Origin of the sequence: Saccharibacillus sp. WB 17, assembly GCF_008634075.2 — a bacterium.
GTDB lineage: Bacteria > Bacillota > Bacilli > Paenibacillales > Paenibacillaceae > Saccharibacillus > Saccharibacillus brassicae.
On sequence record NZ_VPFK02000044.1, the window covers coordinates 79,181 to 94,992 of the forward strand.

15 protein-coding genes are annotated in these 15,812 nt (G+C 59.4%); 2 read left to right on the forward strand and 13 right to left on the reverse strand.

Annotated features, from left to right (window positions below; translation table 11 throughout):
* Window positions 1–71: 71 nt before the first annotated feature.
* Complete coding sequence (gene prsW, locus FTE24_RS20085) at window positions 72–821, reverse strand: glutamic-type intramembrane protease PrsW (RefSeq protein WP_150229716.1); 750 nt, start codon at window positions 819–821, stop codon at window positions 72–74.
* Window positions 822–939: 118 nt separating this feature from the next.
* Window positions 940–1,551, reverse strand: a complete 612-nt coding sequence (locus FTE24_RS20090; protein ID WP_150229718.1) for a genetic competence negative regulator — start codon at window positions 1,549–1,551, stop codon at window positions 940–942.
* Between the two features lie 458 nt (window positions 1,552–2,009).
* Here FTE24_RS20090 and FTE24_RS20095 point away from each other — a divergent pair, with 458 nt between their 5' ends.
* A complete protein-coding gene (locus FTE24_RS20095) occupies window positions 2,010–2,996 on the forward strand; it encodes a polysaccharide deacetylase family protein (protein WP_150229720.1) in 987 nt (328 codons plus the stop codon).
* A 168-nt stretch (window positions 2,997–3,164) separates the two neighbouring features.
* Here the strand turns inward: FTE24_RS20095 and FTE24_RS20100 are convergent, their stop codons facing one another.
* The 3 genes from FTE24_RS20100 to FTE24_RS20110 are packed head-to-tail and all read right to left on the reverse strand — an operon-like array spanning window position 3,165 to window position 5,025.
* Window positions 3,165–4,001 carry a metallophosphoesterase gene (locus tag FTE24_RS20100; RefSeq protein WP_160441845.1) on the reverse strand — a complete coding sequence of 279 codons (837 nt, stop codon included), beginning with the start codon at window positions 3,999–4,001 and terminating at the stop codon, window positions 3,165–3,167.
* Window positions 3,992–4,438: a hypothetical protein gene (locus FTE24_RS20105; RefSeq protein ID WP_150229723.1), complete on the reverse strand. Its 447-nt coding sequence runs from the start codon at window positions 4,436–4,438 to the stop codon at window positions 3,992–3,994. Before FTE24_RS20105 ends, FTE24_RS20100 begins: the two co-directional genes overlap by 10 nt.
* On the reverse strand, window positions 4,435–5,025 hold the full coding sequence (locus FTE24_RS20110) for a CPBP family intramembrane glutamic endopeptidase (RefSeq protein WP_150229725.1): 591 nt from the start codon (window positions 5,023–5,025) through the stop codon (window positions 4,435–4,437). Before FTE24_RS20110 ends, FTE24_RS20105 begins: the two co-directional genes overlap by 4 nt.
* A gap of 829 nt (window positions 5,026–5,854) precedes the next feature.
* Between FTE24_RS20110 and serA the strand changes: the two genes are divergently transcribed.
* Window positions 5,855–7,441, forward strand: a complete 1,587-nt coding sequence (gene serA / locus FTE24_RS20115) for a phosphoglycerate dehydrogenase (RefSeq protein WP_141445916.1) — start codon at window positions 5,855–5,857, stop codon at window positions 7,439–7,441.
* A 173-nt stretch (window positions 7,442–7,614) separates the two neighbouring features.
* Here serA and glpK read toward each other — a convergent pair whose 3' ends face one another.
* The 8 genes from glpK to FTE24_RS20155 form a co-directional block, all read right to left on the reverse strand.
* Window positions 7,615–9,117 carry a glycerol kinase GlpK gene (gene glpK / locus FTE24_RS20120; RefSeq protein ID WP_150229727.1) on the reverse strand — a complete coding sequence of 501 codons (1,503 nt, stop codon included), beginning with the start codon at window positions 9,115–9,117 and terminating at the stop codon, window positions 7,615–7,617.
* Between the two features lie 111 nt (window positions 9,118–9,228).
* Window positions 9,229–10,686: a HAMP domain-containing sensor histidine kinase gene (locus FTE24_RS20125; RefSeq protein ID WP_150229729.1), complete on the reverse strand. Its 1,458-nt coding sequence runs from the start codon at window positions 10,684–10,686 to the stop codon at window positions 9,229–9,231.
* 1 nt (window position 10,687) lies between these two features.
* Window positions 10,688–11,404, reverse strand: coding sequence for a response regulator transcription factor (locus FTE24_RS20130; protein ID WP_141445919.1), 717 nt, complete (start codon window positions 11,402–11,404; stop codon window positions 10,688–10,690).
* Between the two features lie 39 nt (window positions 11,405–11,443).
* Window positions 11,444–12,193 carry a pseudouridine synthase gene (locus tag FTE24_RS20135; RefSeq protein WP_150229731.1) on the reverse strand — a complete coding sequence of 250 codons (750 nt, stop codon included), beginning with the start codon at window positions 12,191–12,193 and terminating at the stop codon, window positions 11,444–11,446.
* Between the two features lie 206 nt (window positions 12,194–12,399).
* Window positions 12,400–13,059: an SMC-Scp complex subunit ScpB gene (gene scpB / locus FTE24_RS20140; protein ID WP_237401860.1), complete on the reverse strand. Its 660-nt coding sequence runs from the start codon at window positions 13,057–13,059 to the stop codon at window positions 12,400–12,402.
* On the reverse strand, window positions 13,028–13,819 hold the full coding sequence (locus FTE24_RS20145; protein WP_150229733.1) for a segregation and condensation protein A: 792 nt from the start codon (window positions 13,817–13,819) through the stop codon (window positions 13,028–13,030). The genes scpB and FTE24_RS20145 overlap by 32 nt, the downstream gene beginning before the upstream one ends.
* Before the next feature lie 31 nt (window positions 13,820–13,850).
* Window positions 13,851–14,321 carry a 6,7-dimethyl-8-ribityllumazine synthase gene (gene ribH / locus FTE24_RS20150; protein WP_150229735.1) on the reverse strand — a complete coding sequence of 157 codons (471 nt, stop codon included), beginning with the start codon at window positions 14,319–14,321 and terminating at the stop codon, window positions 13,851–13,853.
* Window positions 14,322–14,466: 145 nt separating this feature from the next.
* On the reverse strand, window positions 14,467–15,771 hold the full coding sequence (locus FTE24_RS20155) for a bifunctional 3,4-dihydroxy-2-butanone-4-phosphate synthase/GTP cyclohydrolase II (RefSeq protein WP_150229737.1): 1,305 nt from the start codon (window positions 15,769–15,771) through the stop codon (window positions 14,467–14,469).
* Window positions 15,772–15,812: the final 41 nt, after the last annotated feature.

Genomic DNA, 15,812 nt, shown 5'->3' on the forward strand with positions numbered 1-15,812 from the left:
TGTCCCTCGGATTGGAACTCGTTGGATCAGCGTTCCGGGGGTCAGCGCTCCCTGGGTCAGCACTCCGTGGGTCAGGCTTCCTTTTTGTCGGAAACGGAGGCCGGCTTCGGCGCGCGCTTGGGCGAAGAGCCCGGCAGCGAGTCGTCCTTTTTCAGAAAGCGGAACGGGGAACGGTTGTTGGCTTTGCCGACTTTGTCCATGCCCCCGTACCACATCAGCACCATGAACGGCACGATGTACCAGATCCAGTAATGGCCGGACAGGTTCAGGATCATGTCGTAGATGCCGTGCCACACAAGCGGCATGAGCAGCGACAAAATCAGGAACTTTTTGCGCTGCGACGCGCCCGCGAATTTGGCGCGGCCCATATAGTATCCCATGACGACGCCGAACATCGCATGCCCGGACACCGGCAGCAGGCCGCGCAGCAGCAGCGCGCCGAACGAAGCTTTGAGCGTGAACGCGTACATGATATTCTCAAGCGTCGCGAATCCGAGCGATACGGCCACGGCGTACAAAATGCCGTCGTACGGTTCGTCGAACTCGGTATGGTTGTAGATGAAGTGAAACAGCACGAACCACTTGAACATCTCTTCCACGCCAGCCGAGATGCCGAAAGCGAACAGGTACGGATTATCGCCGAACGCCCGCAGCAGCCCCTGCTGGACGACCATGATCGGCAGCACGACCAAAAAGCCGAGCAAAAACATCCGAGCAACCATATGCAGCGGCTCGGCATCGTACTTGTCTTTTAGATAGAAATAAAACAACAAAGCGACTCCCGGCGTAATCGCCGCGACAAACACCGTCAACGCTAGCAAATTGTTCCCCTTTCCCGCCTCGTCCGCGACGAAATTCCGGATCTGTCCACGCCGTGCAAGCCGTACAAACGGAAACGGCCGCCCCGATCGCTCGGGACGGCGGCGTTTCTCCCGGGCGTCAAGCCCGGCGGTCGAAGTGCGTGCAGATCTGGGCGACCGCCCGTTCCGCCATCACGGTCTTGCCGTACTCCTGAAGAACGGCGGTTGTGACCGGCGACGAGCTGCCGAACTCGGCAAGCACGGCGATCAAAGGGTTGTGCAGCGAATCGTCAAGCTCCTCCGCCGAAAAATGCAGGAACCACGCATTCTTATAATGGTACAGCGATCCTGTTTCGGTTACCCGATCGCGCAGCACATGGGCCGCTTCGATCAGGGGCTCGATATCGTTGAAAGAGTAAACGATCGTATCGCTTGCCTCCATAGTCACTTCCATTTCGTAAACTTCATCCGGCATTTCCTCGTCTCCCGTGTCCGAATGAAGCGGATCGTACTTGCCTTTCGTCACGACGACGACCATGCCCTGCGCGGGAAGCGCAAACACTTCGACGGCCAGAGGGCCGGTTGCGTCGAAGCCTAGCTCGGTGTAAGCCTGATCCATCATTTCGGTGAACAGTTCGTGGACTCTCGGAATCTCCTGCCACATATCTTCCCGCTGAATGCCGCGTTCGTTGAGATCATCGGACGTAAGGAAGATACGAATTTTATCCTGGGCTAATCGTTCAATTTTCACGACAGGACCCTCCTTTAGGAGTCGATTTTTGGAAAGGGTCTTCCTTGCGCGTCGGCCGCGCCGAACGTTCGGCGTACCGGCTTCCTTGCTGGCCGGCTGCCACGAAGGGAATAGCTTCTCGAACGACAAATTGCACTCGGCCGACGCACGGAGCGGTTTATTCGATATTTATATATAACCACATATTTATGTTATCACTTCTTTTCGCCAAATGCACGTCCGGATATCAAAATTCATGAAAGGTTTCAGGTCGGTATGAAAAGGTTACAATCCCGTTACGTGCCGCAACTGCGCAGTCGATTATGCTAAGCTTTAAAAGTTACATAAGCTGTACCGAATAGCTATGAAACGCATGCGTCCGGCGGATGCCGGACTTCGCGCTCGAACGGCGGGCGACAGCCGGCAGGCCGGGCGCAGAGGCACCACAGAACATGCAAAGAAAGCGAGATGGATAACAGATGTGGAAAAAGACGGCCCTGTTCTGGCTGGCTGCGGGCCTCGTGCTCGGCGCCTGCGGGAACGCCGCCGAAGAGGCTGAACCGAACGGTTCCGCCCAGACGACGGAAACACAGACGACGGATGCCGGGAAGCCTGCGGAAAGCGCGCAGACGGCTCCGGCGCAGCAAACCCCCGACGCGGCCGAAGGCACGCAGACTCCGGATGCCGCGGCTCCCGAAGAGACCGCTCCGGCAGCGGGCACCGAAACAGACGCACCGGCAGGCAGCGGCGACGCAGCTCCGGGCACGGCAGCCGGCGAACAAACGGATACTCCGGACGCGGATAACGCGGCAGCTACCGAAAAAGTCGCGCTCGAGTACCATATGAACGCGAACTACGACATCGTGCCGAACGAAGGCAGCGGCGCTCCGAAGAAGATCGTGCTGCTGACGTTCGACGACGGTCCGAAAGAAGCCAAAATGATCAACAGCATGTTCGACACGCTCGACAAGCATAATGCCAAAGCGATCTTTTTCGTGAACGGCTACCGGGTCAAAGCGAATCCGGACCTGCTGAAGCTGATCGACGAACGCGGCGGCATCGTCGGCAACCACAGCTACGATCACATCATCCTGCGCAAGGAAAGCGATGCCGAAATTAAAAAGCAGCTGGAAGATACGCAGGCAATCGTCAAAAAAACGATCGGCAAATCGCCGACCTTCTTCCGCCCGCCGAACGGCGCAGGCAACGATTACACCGAAAAAGTGGCCAAAGACAACGGCATGCTGTCCATGACGTGGTCCGTCGGATCGCTTGACTGGGTCAACCAGGACGATTCGCAGGCGGTCATCGACAACGTGTTCGACCAGCTCCACTCCGGCAGCAACATCCTGATGCACGAACTGCCGTGGACGGTCGAAGCGCTCGACGAGCTGCTGACCAAGCTTGAAGCCAAAGGCTACAGCTTCGTCGATCCGCGCAGCATCGATACGACGAAACAGCCTTGATCGACTGCCGGCGGCGGATGATGGCTTTCCCCTGTGGGAAAGCTTTCCGCGGCCGGCATGCGCAGAGTTCATAAGACGGCACGGTTCACAAAAAGGCCATCCCCCGGGGGATGGCCTTTTTGGTGTGCGCGACAGCGACGCCCGCGGCTGTAATCTTCGCGGATGGCGTCAGCCCTGCAGCGGCGGCGCGCTGCGCAGCGTCAGCAGATGGGTCTCCGCCGGCGAACCGAGCCGCAGCGGAAAATGGCTGGTGCCGATGCCGCGGCTGATCCGCAGCCCGGTCGTGCCGCCGTCTTCGGATTCGATAAAGTGCGTGCCGTCGAGATACGTTTTGTAAAACGGCTTGGACGCGGCCGGTCCCACGAGCGGCAGGCTGATCTGCCCGCCGTGCGTATGTCCGGCGAACGCGTAGTTGGCCGACGTGCGCCGCAGCGCCACGACCCATTTGGGATCGTGCATCAGCACGAGCACGCAGTCTTCGCGGCGGATACGCGGATCGCCCCTCCACAGGCCCGCGGGTCCGAGATCGTCGATCCCCGCGAGCCAGATCGTGCTTCCGCCCCGGTGCAGCGGCACGTTCTTGCTGCCGAGCGGCTTGACGCCGGACGCTTCCAGCAGCGTGTCGAGATTTTCCATATTCGGCATGTAGGCTTCGTAGTCGTGATTGCCGTAGACGGCATAAGACGGTCCGATCTTGCGCAGCATCCGCATATTGGCGAGCGTGCGCTCTTCCGGCACGCCACGGTCGGTCAGGTCCCCGCCGATCCAGACGATGTCCGCTTTGCCTTCCAGAGCGGCCACTTCCGCCTCGGGCAGCAGCCGGCGATGGATATCGGAGATGAAATAGACGCGGTATCCGTCGAACGCGGCCGGCAGTCCCGGGATATGCACGTCTTCGTGCAGCACCCGAAACGCCATCGCTTCCTTGACCATATGCACGCCCAGACCGGCCGCGGCACCTGCCGCGGCGGCGAGCGCTTGTTTCCAACCCCATTTTATTGCCATGGCAATTTCACTCCTGTCATCTGGGTGCCCCACCATAGCAGCGTCCCGAGCAGTATCAAGAACAGCAATAACAGCGTTTCGTAGAACCATTTGGTCAGCCTGATCCGGCTTGACGGGTACATCACGCTGCGCGGAGGAAGTTCCGCGTCGGGATCTTCTTCCGCTTCCTGAGACGGCGCGGCGGGCGCCGGTGCGGCCCCCGCGTTTTTGATCCGCTCCGCTCTCGTCGGCGCGGCCTGGGCGGCAGGTTCGACGGACGGCGGCGGCTCGATCGATTCCGCGAGCGCCGCCCGATCGTCCAGGTCGGACAGCCGCATGACGGTCGTATCCGTCAGCTTCATATGATTGCTTTGCCATTCCTGCTTGAACGTCGGGCGCTTACGGCGCTTCTTCCTCGTACTCGGATGCCGATCCATGCGGCTTAAACGTTCGCTCATTGTTCCTTCTGTTCCCTCCGTTTGATCATGATGCCCGAGATAAAATCGATCAAGAAATGACAAACGATCGGCGCCCACAGCGTACCCGATTGCACGTAGATCCAACCGAGCCCGTAGCTGCTGGCAAACACCCATGCCGTCGGCAGCCAATGCTTCAAGTACCGGATATGGATCAGCGCGAACAGGATGCTGGTCCAGTAAGGACCCAGATGATACTGGATCGCTCCCCGGAACAACAGCTCTTCGCACACCGATACGACGGCCGCGATGACGAAAATATGCCACAGCGGACGTTTGCGAAACAGCATCGCGTTGATCCCGCCGTCGTCCAGGTCTTCTTCGCGGCCCCAAAGCGTCATCAGCAGATCGACCGCGAACAACGCGACCGCAAGGCCGGCTCCCCAGTACAGAAAGCGTAGGTCGCCCGGCAGCGTCAGCAGGTCCAGCGGATTGCGTCCCTGCAGCAGAATCCAGACCGTGCCGATCAGCAGCGTCAATCCCTGCGTCAGATAAAGATTGATCAAAAGCAGCCGGTCCGTTAATTGTACGGCTTTGCGCCGAATTTTGTTTCCTTTTTTATTTGTCATGGGTTTGGTTCCTTCGGGGACATGGACCCAAACCTGAGTTCCGCCCGCCCATATCCCGTTGTTACTGCTTTTCAAAAAGCGGAATGCTAATCAAATGATAACGAAAAGAGACTCTGTAATCAAGTTTTCCGCTTTCTTTTCATCGGTTTTAGCGGTACGGGAAGCGTATGTGACCGTTTATAAGATTGTTCGGAAAAGACGTACGCATTTCCTGCCAATTTATCGGATTGATCGGAAATAAGGCTTATTTTTTCGCTATCGTGGCAAAATATGCGTTTGTCGCTTTATTAAACCCGAATTTATTTTATGCGTTGACACTCTGTGTAACCTTGTGTTAAAGTATGAAAAATTCAACTTGAGCGAAACGCTTTGAAGGAGAACGGTGGGAGTACGCATATCAGAGAGCCGGTGGAAGGTGCGAACCGGTTATGCGTTCCCGTCCCGAGCGCTCCCGAGCGTCTGTCCGACCCCGCATGCCGCGGAGTAGGCGCAGCCGGTGTCACGCCGTTACCGTGAAGGGTCGGTTTCTCCGACCCGCTAAGGCCGAAGCCCGCAAGGGCCCGGCGAATTAGGGTGGCACCGCGAGACTCTCGTCCCTTTACCGCGCCAGCGGTATGAGGACGGGAGTCTTTTTTGCGGGAACGTTTTGGACGCGCCGCCTATTCGATTCAGGATTCCCCTCTGCTCCATCAACGCGTCTTTCCGTCATTGCAGCCAAGCAAGTTTCACCGATTCACCGGTTTTTCGGACGACCCGCAGCCGCGGCGCCGTTCTGGAACATATTTGACTTGCAGCGTACAGCGAACCGAATAAGGGAGGAAATAAGACGATGTTTAAAGTATTGGTATCCGACCCGATCAGCGATCTGGGCATTCAACAGCTGGTGGAAGCGGCCGACGTACAGGTGGACAAAAAAACGGGTCTGTCCGAGGCCGAACTGATCGAGATCATCGGCGATTACGACGCACTGCTCGTGCGCAGCCAGACCAAGGTGACCGAGGGCATCATGAAGGCGGGTTCCCGCCTCAAAGTAGTAGGCCGGGCGGGCGTGGGCGTCGATAATATCGACCTGCCTGCCGCTACCGGACGCGGCATCATCGTCATCAACGCGCCGGACGGCAACACGATCACGACGTGCGAGCACGCTTTTGCCATGATGATGGCTCTGGCGCGGCATATTCCGCAGGCGTACGCCAAAACGATCAGCGGCCAATGGGATCGCAAGTTCCTCGGCGTCGAACTGCGCAACAAAAAGCTCGGCGTGCTCGGCATGGGCCGGATCGGCAGCGAAGTGGCCAAGCGCGCCAAAGCGTTCGGCATGGACATTCTCGGATACGATCCGTTCCTGACCGAAGAGCGCGCGGAGAAGCTCGGCGTGAAGCTGTCCAGCGTCGACGATATCGTCAAAAACGCCGACTTCATCACGGTGCATACGCCGCTGACGCCGGAAACGAAGCACATGATCTCCACCGCCCAGTTCGCCGTCATGAAAAAAGGCATGCGCATCATCAACTGTGCCCGCGGCGGAGTCGTGGACGAAGCCGCTCTCGTGGCAGCGCTCGACGAAGGCATCGTGGCGGGAGCCGCGTTCGACGTGTTCGAACACGAGCCGCCGGCGCCGGACCACCCGTTCCTGCACAATCCGAAAGTCATCGTGACGCCTCACCTGGGCGCGTCGACCGTCGAAGCGCAGGAAAACGTGGCGATCGACGTCTCCGAGCAGGTGCTGCACATTTTGCGCGACGAGCCGTTCAAGAACGCCGTGAACATGCCTCCGGTCGCAAGCAGCGTCATGAACAAACTTCAGCCTTACTTCTCTCTAGGCGAAAAGCTCGGCAGCTTCGCTTCGCAGCTGACAGCCGAACCGGTCAAATCGATCGTGATCGAATACGCCGGCGAACTGTCGGAAGTCGATACGCAGCCGCTGACCCGTTATATCGTCAAAGGCGTGCTGTCGCGCCACCTGGGCAGCGAAGTCAATATCGTCAACTCGCTGCACCTGACCAAGATCCGCGACCTGAACGTGCAGGTGAGCAGCTCGTCCGCCACCAAAGGCTTCACGAACCTGATCACGGTCACGCTCGTCGAGCAGACCAACGCGGAACGTTCCGTCGCGGGCACGCTGCTGTACGGCTACGGCGAACGGATCGTGCAGGTCAACGAATTCCCGATCGACTCGGCGCCGGACAACCATCAGATCCTGATCTCGCACAATGACCAACCGGGCATCATCGGCAACGTCGGTACGCTGCTCGGCCGCAACGAAGTCAATATCGCGACGATGCAGGTCGGACGCAAAGTGGTCGGCGGCGAAGCGGTCATGCTGCTGAGCGTCGACAAAGAAGTGCCGAAGAACGTGCTGACCGAACTCGTCGGTCTGGAAGCGATCAACTCGGCTCAGGAGATCTCCCTCTAACGTTCCGCGGCCGACGACGCTTTCCCTGCGCTCCCGAACGGAAGGCAGGCTTGAAGCGTCGGACGGAATATCTTTTGAACGAACACTTGTCAGTTAAAAAAAACAGCCCCTGCCGAATCCGGCGGGGGCTGCTTTTCGGTTTGAAATGTTCTGGCTTGCGCCTGGACGAACGCTCAGTCTTCCTCTTCTTCCCAACCGCGCGTGCGCTCGATCGCGTTTTGCCAGCGTCTGTAGATGCTTTCCCGCTTTTTCGCGTCCATCCTCGGACGAAAATGGGCACCGGGCGGATTGAACGAGCGGAACTGGCTGCGCTCCCAGATGCCGCACTGCAAACCGGCGAGCATCGCGGCGCCGAGCGCCGTCGTCTCCGACTGCTCGGTGCGGACGACTTCCAGCCCCAGCACGTCGGCCTGGTACTGCATCAGAATGTTGTTGCGGACCGCCCCGCCGTCGACGCGCAGTTCGCGCAGCGGAATGCCCGAGTCTTTTTCCATCGCCTGGGTCACGTCCCGCGTCTGAAGCGCAAGCGACTCCAGCGTCGCCCGGGCGATATGCCCCGGACGCGTCCCCCGCGTCAACCCGAAGATCGCGCCGCGCGCGTACATGTCCCAGTACGGGGCACCCAGCCCGGTAAACGCCGGCACGATCACGACGCCGCCCGAGTCCGGCACACCGGCCGCCAGCGTTTCGGACTCCGCCGGATCTTCGATCAGGTTCAGCCCGTCGCGCAGCCATTCCACGGCCGCTCCGGCCACGAACACGCTGCCTTCGAGCGCGTAATGCAGTTCGTCTCTCCAGCCCCATGCGATGGTCGATAACAGGCCGTGCGTCGATTCCACCCGCTCGCTGCCCGTGTTGAGCAGAATGAAGCAGCCGGTTCCGTACGTGTTTTTGGCATGTCCGGCTTCCACGCACGCATGCCCGAACAGGGCGGCCTGCTGATCGCCGAGCACGGAAGCGATCGGAATTTCGGCGCCCCCGAACCATTGAGGCAGCGTCACGCCGAAGTCCGCCCCGGACATCAGCACCTGCGGCAGCATTGAAACGGGAATGTTCAGTTCCTGCAGCAGACGCTGATCCCAATCGAGGCGGCCGATATCGAACAGCATCGTGCGCGACGCATTCGTCACGTCCGTCACATGCGATTTTCCGCCGGTCAATTTCCAGATCAGCCACGTATCGACCGTGCCGGCCAGCAGTTCCCCCGCTTCCGCCCGCTGCCTCGCTCCCGGGATATGGTCGAGCATCCAGGCGATCTTCGTCGCCGAAAAATACGCGTCGACCACAAGTCCGGTCGTCTGCCGGATATAGTGTTCCAGACCGCGCTTTTTGAGTTCTTCGCACAGGGGCGCCGTCCGGCGATCCTGCCAGACGATAGCCGGGCCGATCGGACGGCCGCTTGCGCGTTCCCAGACGAGCGTCGTCTCGCGCTGATTCGTGATGCCGATCGCCGCAATATGCTTCGCTTCGACGCCGGACACGGCAATCGCTTCGCGCGCCGCTTCCAGCTGGCTGTCCCAGATCGCTTCCGGATCGTGTTCAACCTGTCCCGGTACCGGGAAATGCTGCTCGAACGTCCGCTGCCCGGAAGCGATCGGACGCGCTTCCCCATCGAACAAGATCGCCCGGGAACTCGTCGTCCCCTGATCCAACGCCAAAATATAGGTGCCGCTCATCGTGGCTCCTCCTTTCAATCGCTTTCCCTTTTTTGATTGAAGAATAACGTGCCGGAGACTCCGGACACGTTAGGGTTCATACCTTTTTGCGCCTCTTGTCGGGAACGAAAATCAACCACTTTTGCCGTTTTTCGGCAGGATGACGCGAAATTTGGTGCCTTCGCCGAGAACGCTTTCGACCTGAATGCTTCCTCCGTGCGCGTCCACGATGTTTTTGACGATCGCAAGGCCAAGCCCTGTCCCGCCGGAAGAAGCTCTCGTCCGCGCTTTGTCGGCTTTGTAGAACCGGTCGAAAATGTACGGCACGTCTTCGGCCGGAATGCCGTGTCCTTCGTCCGCCACGTAGATCGTCATCGCTTCCCGATCGGCGAGCGTCGGCTTGACCGCAATCAGCACGCCGCGCCCGGACGGCGTATGCCGGAACGCGTTATCGAGCAGATTGGTCACGACCTGCTCCAACCGGTCTTCGTCGGCCTGTTCGAGCACCAGCTCGCCTTCGGCCCGTTCCAGCCGGAAATCCAGCTCGCCTTCTTTGGCGCGCACGGCAAACTTCCGGTATACCCGTTCGACGAGTTCGCCGATCTCGACGCGGGTTCGCGTCATATCGGTATGCCCGGCTTCCATCCGCGCCAGATCCAGCAGGTCTTTGACCAACCGTCCCATTCGCAGCGATTCGTCATGGATGACGTGCAGCAGTTCGCTCTGCTCTTCCGGCGAGTCGGCGAAGCCGTCGAGCAGCGCTTCGCTGTATCCCTGCATCATGGACAGCGGCGTACGAATTTCGTGCGACACGTTCGCGACGAAATCTTTGCGCATTTTCTCCATGTTGACGGCCTGGGTCACGTCGCGCAGAACGGCCACGACGCCGCGCACTTCGTTGTCCAGAAACAGCGGCGCCATGTTGACGGCCCAGACGCTCTGGCGAACGAGCACGTTGGCGCTGCGGTCTTCAAGCGTCTTGCGCACCTGCTCGAACAGCGGATACAGCGGTTCGGGAATCGTGGAGCGTACTGCCTCGGACGATTCCGTCTGGTCGTCGCGCCAACTGATCGCTTTCCAGTCTTCCAGCAGGCGGTCGCCGGCCGGATTGGTCAACTGCACCGTACCTTCGCGGTCGAACGTCATCACGACGTCGCTCATGCTGCGCAGTACGCCGGCCAACTGTTCTTTTTCGATATTCAGGTCGCGAATATTCTCCTCGAGCCGGGCCGCCATCAGGTTGAACGTGCTGGCCAGCTCCCCGATCTCGTCGTGGGCGTCCAGATGCACGCGCGTGCCGTAATCGCCCTGACGGATCGAATCCGCCGCGTCGATCAGCTGGCGCATCGGCTGCGTGATCTTTTTGAGCAGGAACAACGCAAAGACGGTCGTCATGGAAAAGCCGATCACGCCCACGTAGATGAGCATCCGCTTGACGGCCGCCGAGTTGGCGAAGGCGATATCGACGTAAGGCAGCAGGAAAAAGCCCAGAGTCAGCAGCACGCACGCGACGAGCGCAATGATCGTCAGCCACAGCTTGCCAACCAGCGTCTGCCACAGTTTGCCGACTCTTTCTCTCCACCCGATCATCTTACTTCGGAACCTCGAGTTTGTAGCCGACGCCCCAGACGGTCGTAATCATGGAAGCCGAATCGGGCGACACTTTGTTCAGCTTTTCGCGCAGCCGTTTGACGTGGGTATCGACCGTGCGCAGATCGCCGAAAAATTCGTAGTTCCACACGTCCTTGAGCAGCTCTTCCCGGGAGAAGACCTTGTCCGGCGACACGGCCAGATAATGCAGCAGTTCGTACTCTTTGGGAGTCAGTCCCACTTCGTGCCCCCCGGCCAGCACGCGGTGCGCATCGTGCTCGATCGTCAGGTGCGGGAATACGATGTTGTTGCTCGTTCCGCTTTCTTTGGTCAGATAGGCGGTCGCCGAAGAACGGCGCAGAATCGCTTTGACCCGGTAAATCACTTCGCGCGGGCTGAACGGCTTGACGACGTAATCGTCGGCGCCGACTTCGAAGCCCTGCACCCGGTTGACTTCCTCGCCTTTGGCGGTGAGCATCAGCACGGGCGTCGATTTGACCTGGCGCAGGCGCGCGCACACTTCCACGCCGTCGATGCCGGGCAGCATGACGTCGAGAATAACGAGCGTGTAATCGCCTTCCGTCGCTTTTTGCAGAGCGCTCTCGCCGTCCTCCGCTTCTTCGATCTCATAGCCTTCTTTTTCCAAATACATGCGAAGCAAACGCCGGATTCTTTCTTCGTCGTCCACTACGAGAATTCGCTCTTTTTGATCAGCCACGATGCAACAATCCTTTCGTCAACGGTATGCGCGGAAATGTTACTTGTCCGGCGTTTCTCTCTCGTGCGTAATTTCCGAAAGCTGCTTCAGCTCGTTGATTTCGTTTGCCGTCAGCGGGCGATGCAGGCCGCGCTTGAGGTTTTGCAAAAACAGGTTGCCCATCGAGATCCGCTTGAGCCGTTTGACCGGGTGCGAGATCGCGTCGAACATCCGCCGAACCTGACGGTTCTTGCCTTCATAGATCGTGATGCGGATCGTCGCCTGCTTTTTCTGCTGGTCCACGTCGTAATATTCAAGCTGCGCCGGAGCGGTCATGCCGTCTTCCAGCTGAATGCCCCGTCTCAGTTTCTCGAGCGAATCGCCGTGCGGAATGCCTTCTACCGTAGCCAGGTAGGTCTTCGGCACGTGATGGCTCGGGTGCGTCAGCTTCTGGGCCAGATCGCCGTCGTTCGTCAGCAGCAGCAGCCCTTCCGAGTCGTAGTCCAGACGGCCTACCGGATAGACGCGTTCCTTGATCCCTTTGATGTAATCGGTTACGACCTTGCGGCCTTCGGGATCGGTCGCGCTCGTAATGACGCCTTTGGGCTTGTTGAACATCAAATACAGCTTCTGCTGCGCTTTGATCGCCCGGCCGCTGACCGTGATCTCGTCGACGTTCGGGTCGGCTTTTGTGCCAAGCGTCGTTACGATTTCGCCGTTCACCTCGACTTTGCCCGCCAGGATGAGTTCCTCGCATTTTCGTCTCGAAGCCACGCCCGCCTGGGCCAAAATTTTCTGTAATCGTTCCATAGTCATCCAGTCACCTCATCTTTCATCATACCTATAGAGTTCAGAAACCACAAGTTCAACCGTGCGTTTTTGCGGCGCTTGTCCGCCTTGCAAAGACACTGCTGCCTCGGAAAACCGGATTGCGAGAACGGGCGCGGCAGACAGCGAAAACAGGGCCCTTTCCCTGATGCGGGAAGGGCCCAAGACAACGTCGCGGCAGGCGGCCGTTACCCGCCTTCTTCTTCCGGCTCCCGCTCCGAACCGTCCGCCCACAGCAGGCCAGGCGGTTCTTCTTGTTCGGCTTCGGCCTGCGCCGATCCGGCGGGACCGCCGAACAGCAGCCGTTCTTCGTCTTCCGAAGCAATCATCGCTTCGAACGCCGAAGCGTCCGGCAGTTCTTCCAGTCCGCCGAGCCCGAAGTGGTCGAGGAAACCTTTGGTCGTCCCGTACAGGATCGGACGTCCGATCGCATCGGCTCGCCCGGTCTCGACGATCAAATTTTTGTTCGTCAGCGTATGGATCGCCCGTTCGGACTTGACCCCGCGGATCTCTTCGATCTCGATCCGCGTGATCGGCTGACGGTAAGCGACGATCGCCAGCGTCTCCAGCGCCGCCTGCGACAGCGTCGCGCGCGACGGCGAATAAGCCAGCCGTTCGAAATATTCCGAATGTTCCGGCAGCGTCGCCAGATGGTACGCGCCGGCAAGCTTCGTCACCCGCACGCCCCGCCCCGCCTTGCGCAGATCGCGCTGGAGACTCTCGACCGCTTTTTGGGCTTCGCCCGGTTTGTTCTCCGTGATCTCGGCTATCTGCCGCACGGTCAAGCCTTCATCCCCCGCCAAAAACAGGAGGCCTTCAATAATCGACTTCAACGTCTGCAAATCCATTTGACGCCGTTTCCCCTCTCCACTCCATTACGATGTCGTCGAACAGCCGATCCTGATAGCAGCTCACCTGCTTCATCTTCATCAGTTCGAGTACGGCGAGGAACGTCACGACGATCTCCTGTCTGTACATCCGTTCGTTCAACACGCTCGAAAACAAGATTCTGCCACCCGGTCCCGCTCCGCGAAGCGCCCCTTCCAATTCCCGCATCCGATCCCGGACCGAAATCTCGTCGCGGCGGATACGGGCAACCGTCGGTTTGCGATCGGCCCGCTGCAGGGCGCGCTGCAGCGCCGATACGAGATCGGACATATGCAGCCCTTCCAGCGGATTGTCGTCTTCCGCGGGCAGGAACGGAGCCAGATCGTCGGGCTCGCGAATATAGATGCGGCCCCGCTCGTGCTCTTTCTCGTGCAGCAGACCCGCAATGCTCTTATACTTCCGATATTCGGTCAACCGGCGAATCAGGTCTTCCCTCGGATCGGATTCTTCCTCTTCGTAGAAATCGTATTCGTCCATATCCATCACCGGAGGTTTGGGAAGCAGCAGTTTGCTCTTGATCGCGAGCAGCGTTGCCGCCATCACGAGGAATTCGCTCGTCACTTCCAGCTCCAGCTCCTGCATGCTGCGCAGGTAGCCCATATACTGTTCCGTGATCATGCTGATGGAGATCTGTTGAATATCGATCTCCGACTTGTCGATCAGATGCAGCAGCAGGTCGAGCGGACCTTCGAACGATTCCAGTTTGTAAAGTACAGTCAAGCCGTTTCCCCTCCGCCTGTATTGCGAACGGTCAGCCTTTGAACTGACGGCTCAGGCTGGCCATTTCAAGCGCCGCAAGCGCCGAATCCCAGCCTTTGTTGCCGGCTTTCGTACCCGCACGCTCGATCGCCTGTTCGATATTTTCGGTGGTGACGAGGCCGAAGATCGTCGGAACGCCCGTTTTCAAATTGATCGCGGACACGCCTTTCGCCACTTCGTTGCAGACATAATCGTAATGCGTCGTCGATCCGCGGATTACCGTACCGAGCGTAATGATCGCGTCGTACTTGCCGCTCTCCGCCATTTTTTGCGCGATGAGCGGAATCTCGAACGCGCCCGGAACCCAGGCCACGTCCACGTCGTCGTCTTCCGCGCCGTGGCGCTTCAACGCGTCGAGCGCGCCCGACAGCAGCTTCGCCGTAATGAACTCGTTGAATCTGCCGACGACGATCCCGAATTTGTATCCCTGCGAAACCAAGTGTCCTTCATATACGTTTGCCATTTGTCATCAACCATCCTTTGTCTATTGTATACCAGATTGACCGGTTTGTAGCCTTCGTTTTACAAATTTCCTCATTAATCGTGCCGCAATCACGCCGTCATCCCGCTTCGGCCGCGAAGCCGGGCTTGCGCGAAACGTCCGGTCTTTACAGTCTTGCCCCGTTCTCCGGCGGGCTCGGCGTCTCGTTCTGCTCCAGCGCTTCAAGCTCGCCGGGCGCCGTGTGCCCGCCCGGGCCGTTCAGGCCGAAGTTGGTCAAATGGCCCAATTTGCTTTGCTTCGTATGCAGGTAGCCGGCATTGTCGGCGTTCTCCTCCATCTGGATCGGTACTCTCTCCACGATGCCGAGCCCGTGTCCCTGCAGCCCTTTGATCTTGCGCGGATTGTTCGTCAGCAGGCGAATGCGCTTGACGCCGAGATCGCTCAGGATCTGGGCGCCGATGCCGTATTCGCGCAGGTCGGCCGCGAAGCCGAGCGCGCGGTTCGCGTCGACCGTATCCAGTCCTTCTTCCTGCAGCTTGTACGCTTTGAGCTTGTTGATCAATCCGATGCCGCGGCCTTCCTGGCGCATGTACAGCAGCACGCCGGAGCCTTCGGCTTCGATCCGGCGCATCGCGGCGTCGAACTGCGGTCCGCAGTCGCAGCGCTGCGAATGGAACACGTCGCCGGTCAGACATTCGGAATGCACGCGGACGAGCACCGGGGAATCCGGATCGATCTGCCCTTTGACGAGCGCGATATGTTCCTTGTCGTCGATCTTGTTGCTGTAGGCGACGGCGCGGAATTCGCCGAACTCCGTCGGCAGCTTGACTTCCACTTCGCGCCGGACCAACTGCTCGCGTTCGCTGCGGTACTGGATCAGATCTTTGATACTGATCAGCTTCATATTCCATTTCTTCGCCAGATCGACCAGGTCCGGCAGCCGGGCCATCGTCCCGTCTTCCTTGATCACTTCGCAGATGACGCCCGCCGGCTCCGCCCCGCTCAAGCGGGCCAGATCGACCGCCGCTTCCGTATGGCCGGCCCGCCGCAGCACGCCGCCGTCTTTGGCGATCAGCGGGAACATATGCCCCGGACGCCGGAAATCGTCGGCCGTCGTCTCAAGCCGCGCGATTGCCCGGGCCGTCACGGCGCGCTCATGCGCCGAAATGCCGGTCGTCGTCTCCATATGGTCGACCGACACCGTGAACGCCGTCCCGTGAAAGTCCGTGTTGCGCGTCGTCATCGGATCGAGTTCCAGCAGCACCGCGCGTTCGCGTGTAATCGGCAGGCACACAAGGCCGCGCCCTTCGGTAATCATGAAGTTGATGACTTCCGGCGTTACCCGGTCGGCCAGCGCGATAAAATCGCCTTCGTTCTCGCGGTCTTCGTCATCGACGACCAGCACGATTTTGCCGGATTTCAGATCCGCCAGCGCGTCGTCGATCTCGTCGAAAGCAAATCGTTCGTCCATGTTGTCTCCTCCTCCGTCTTTCGTTCAAGCTCTCGGCCGTG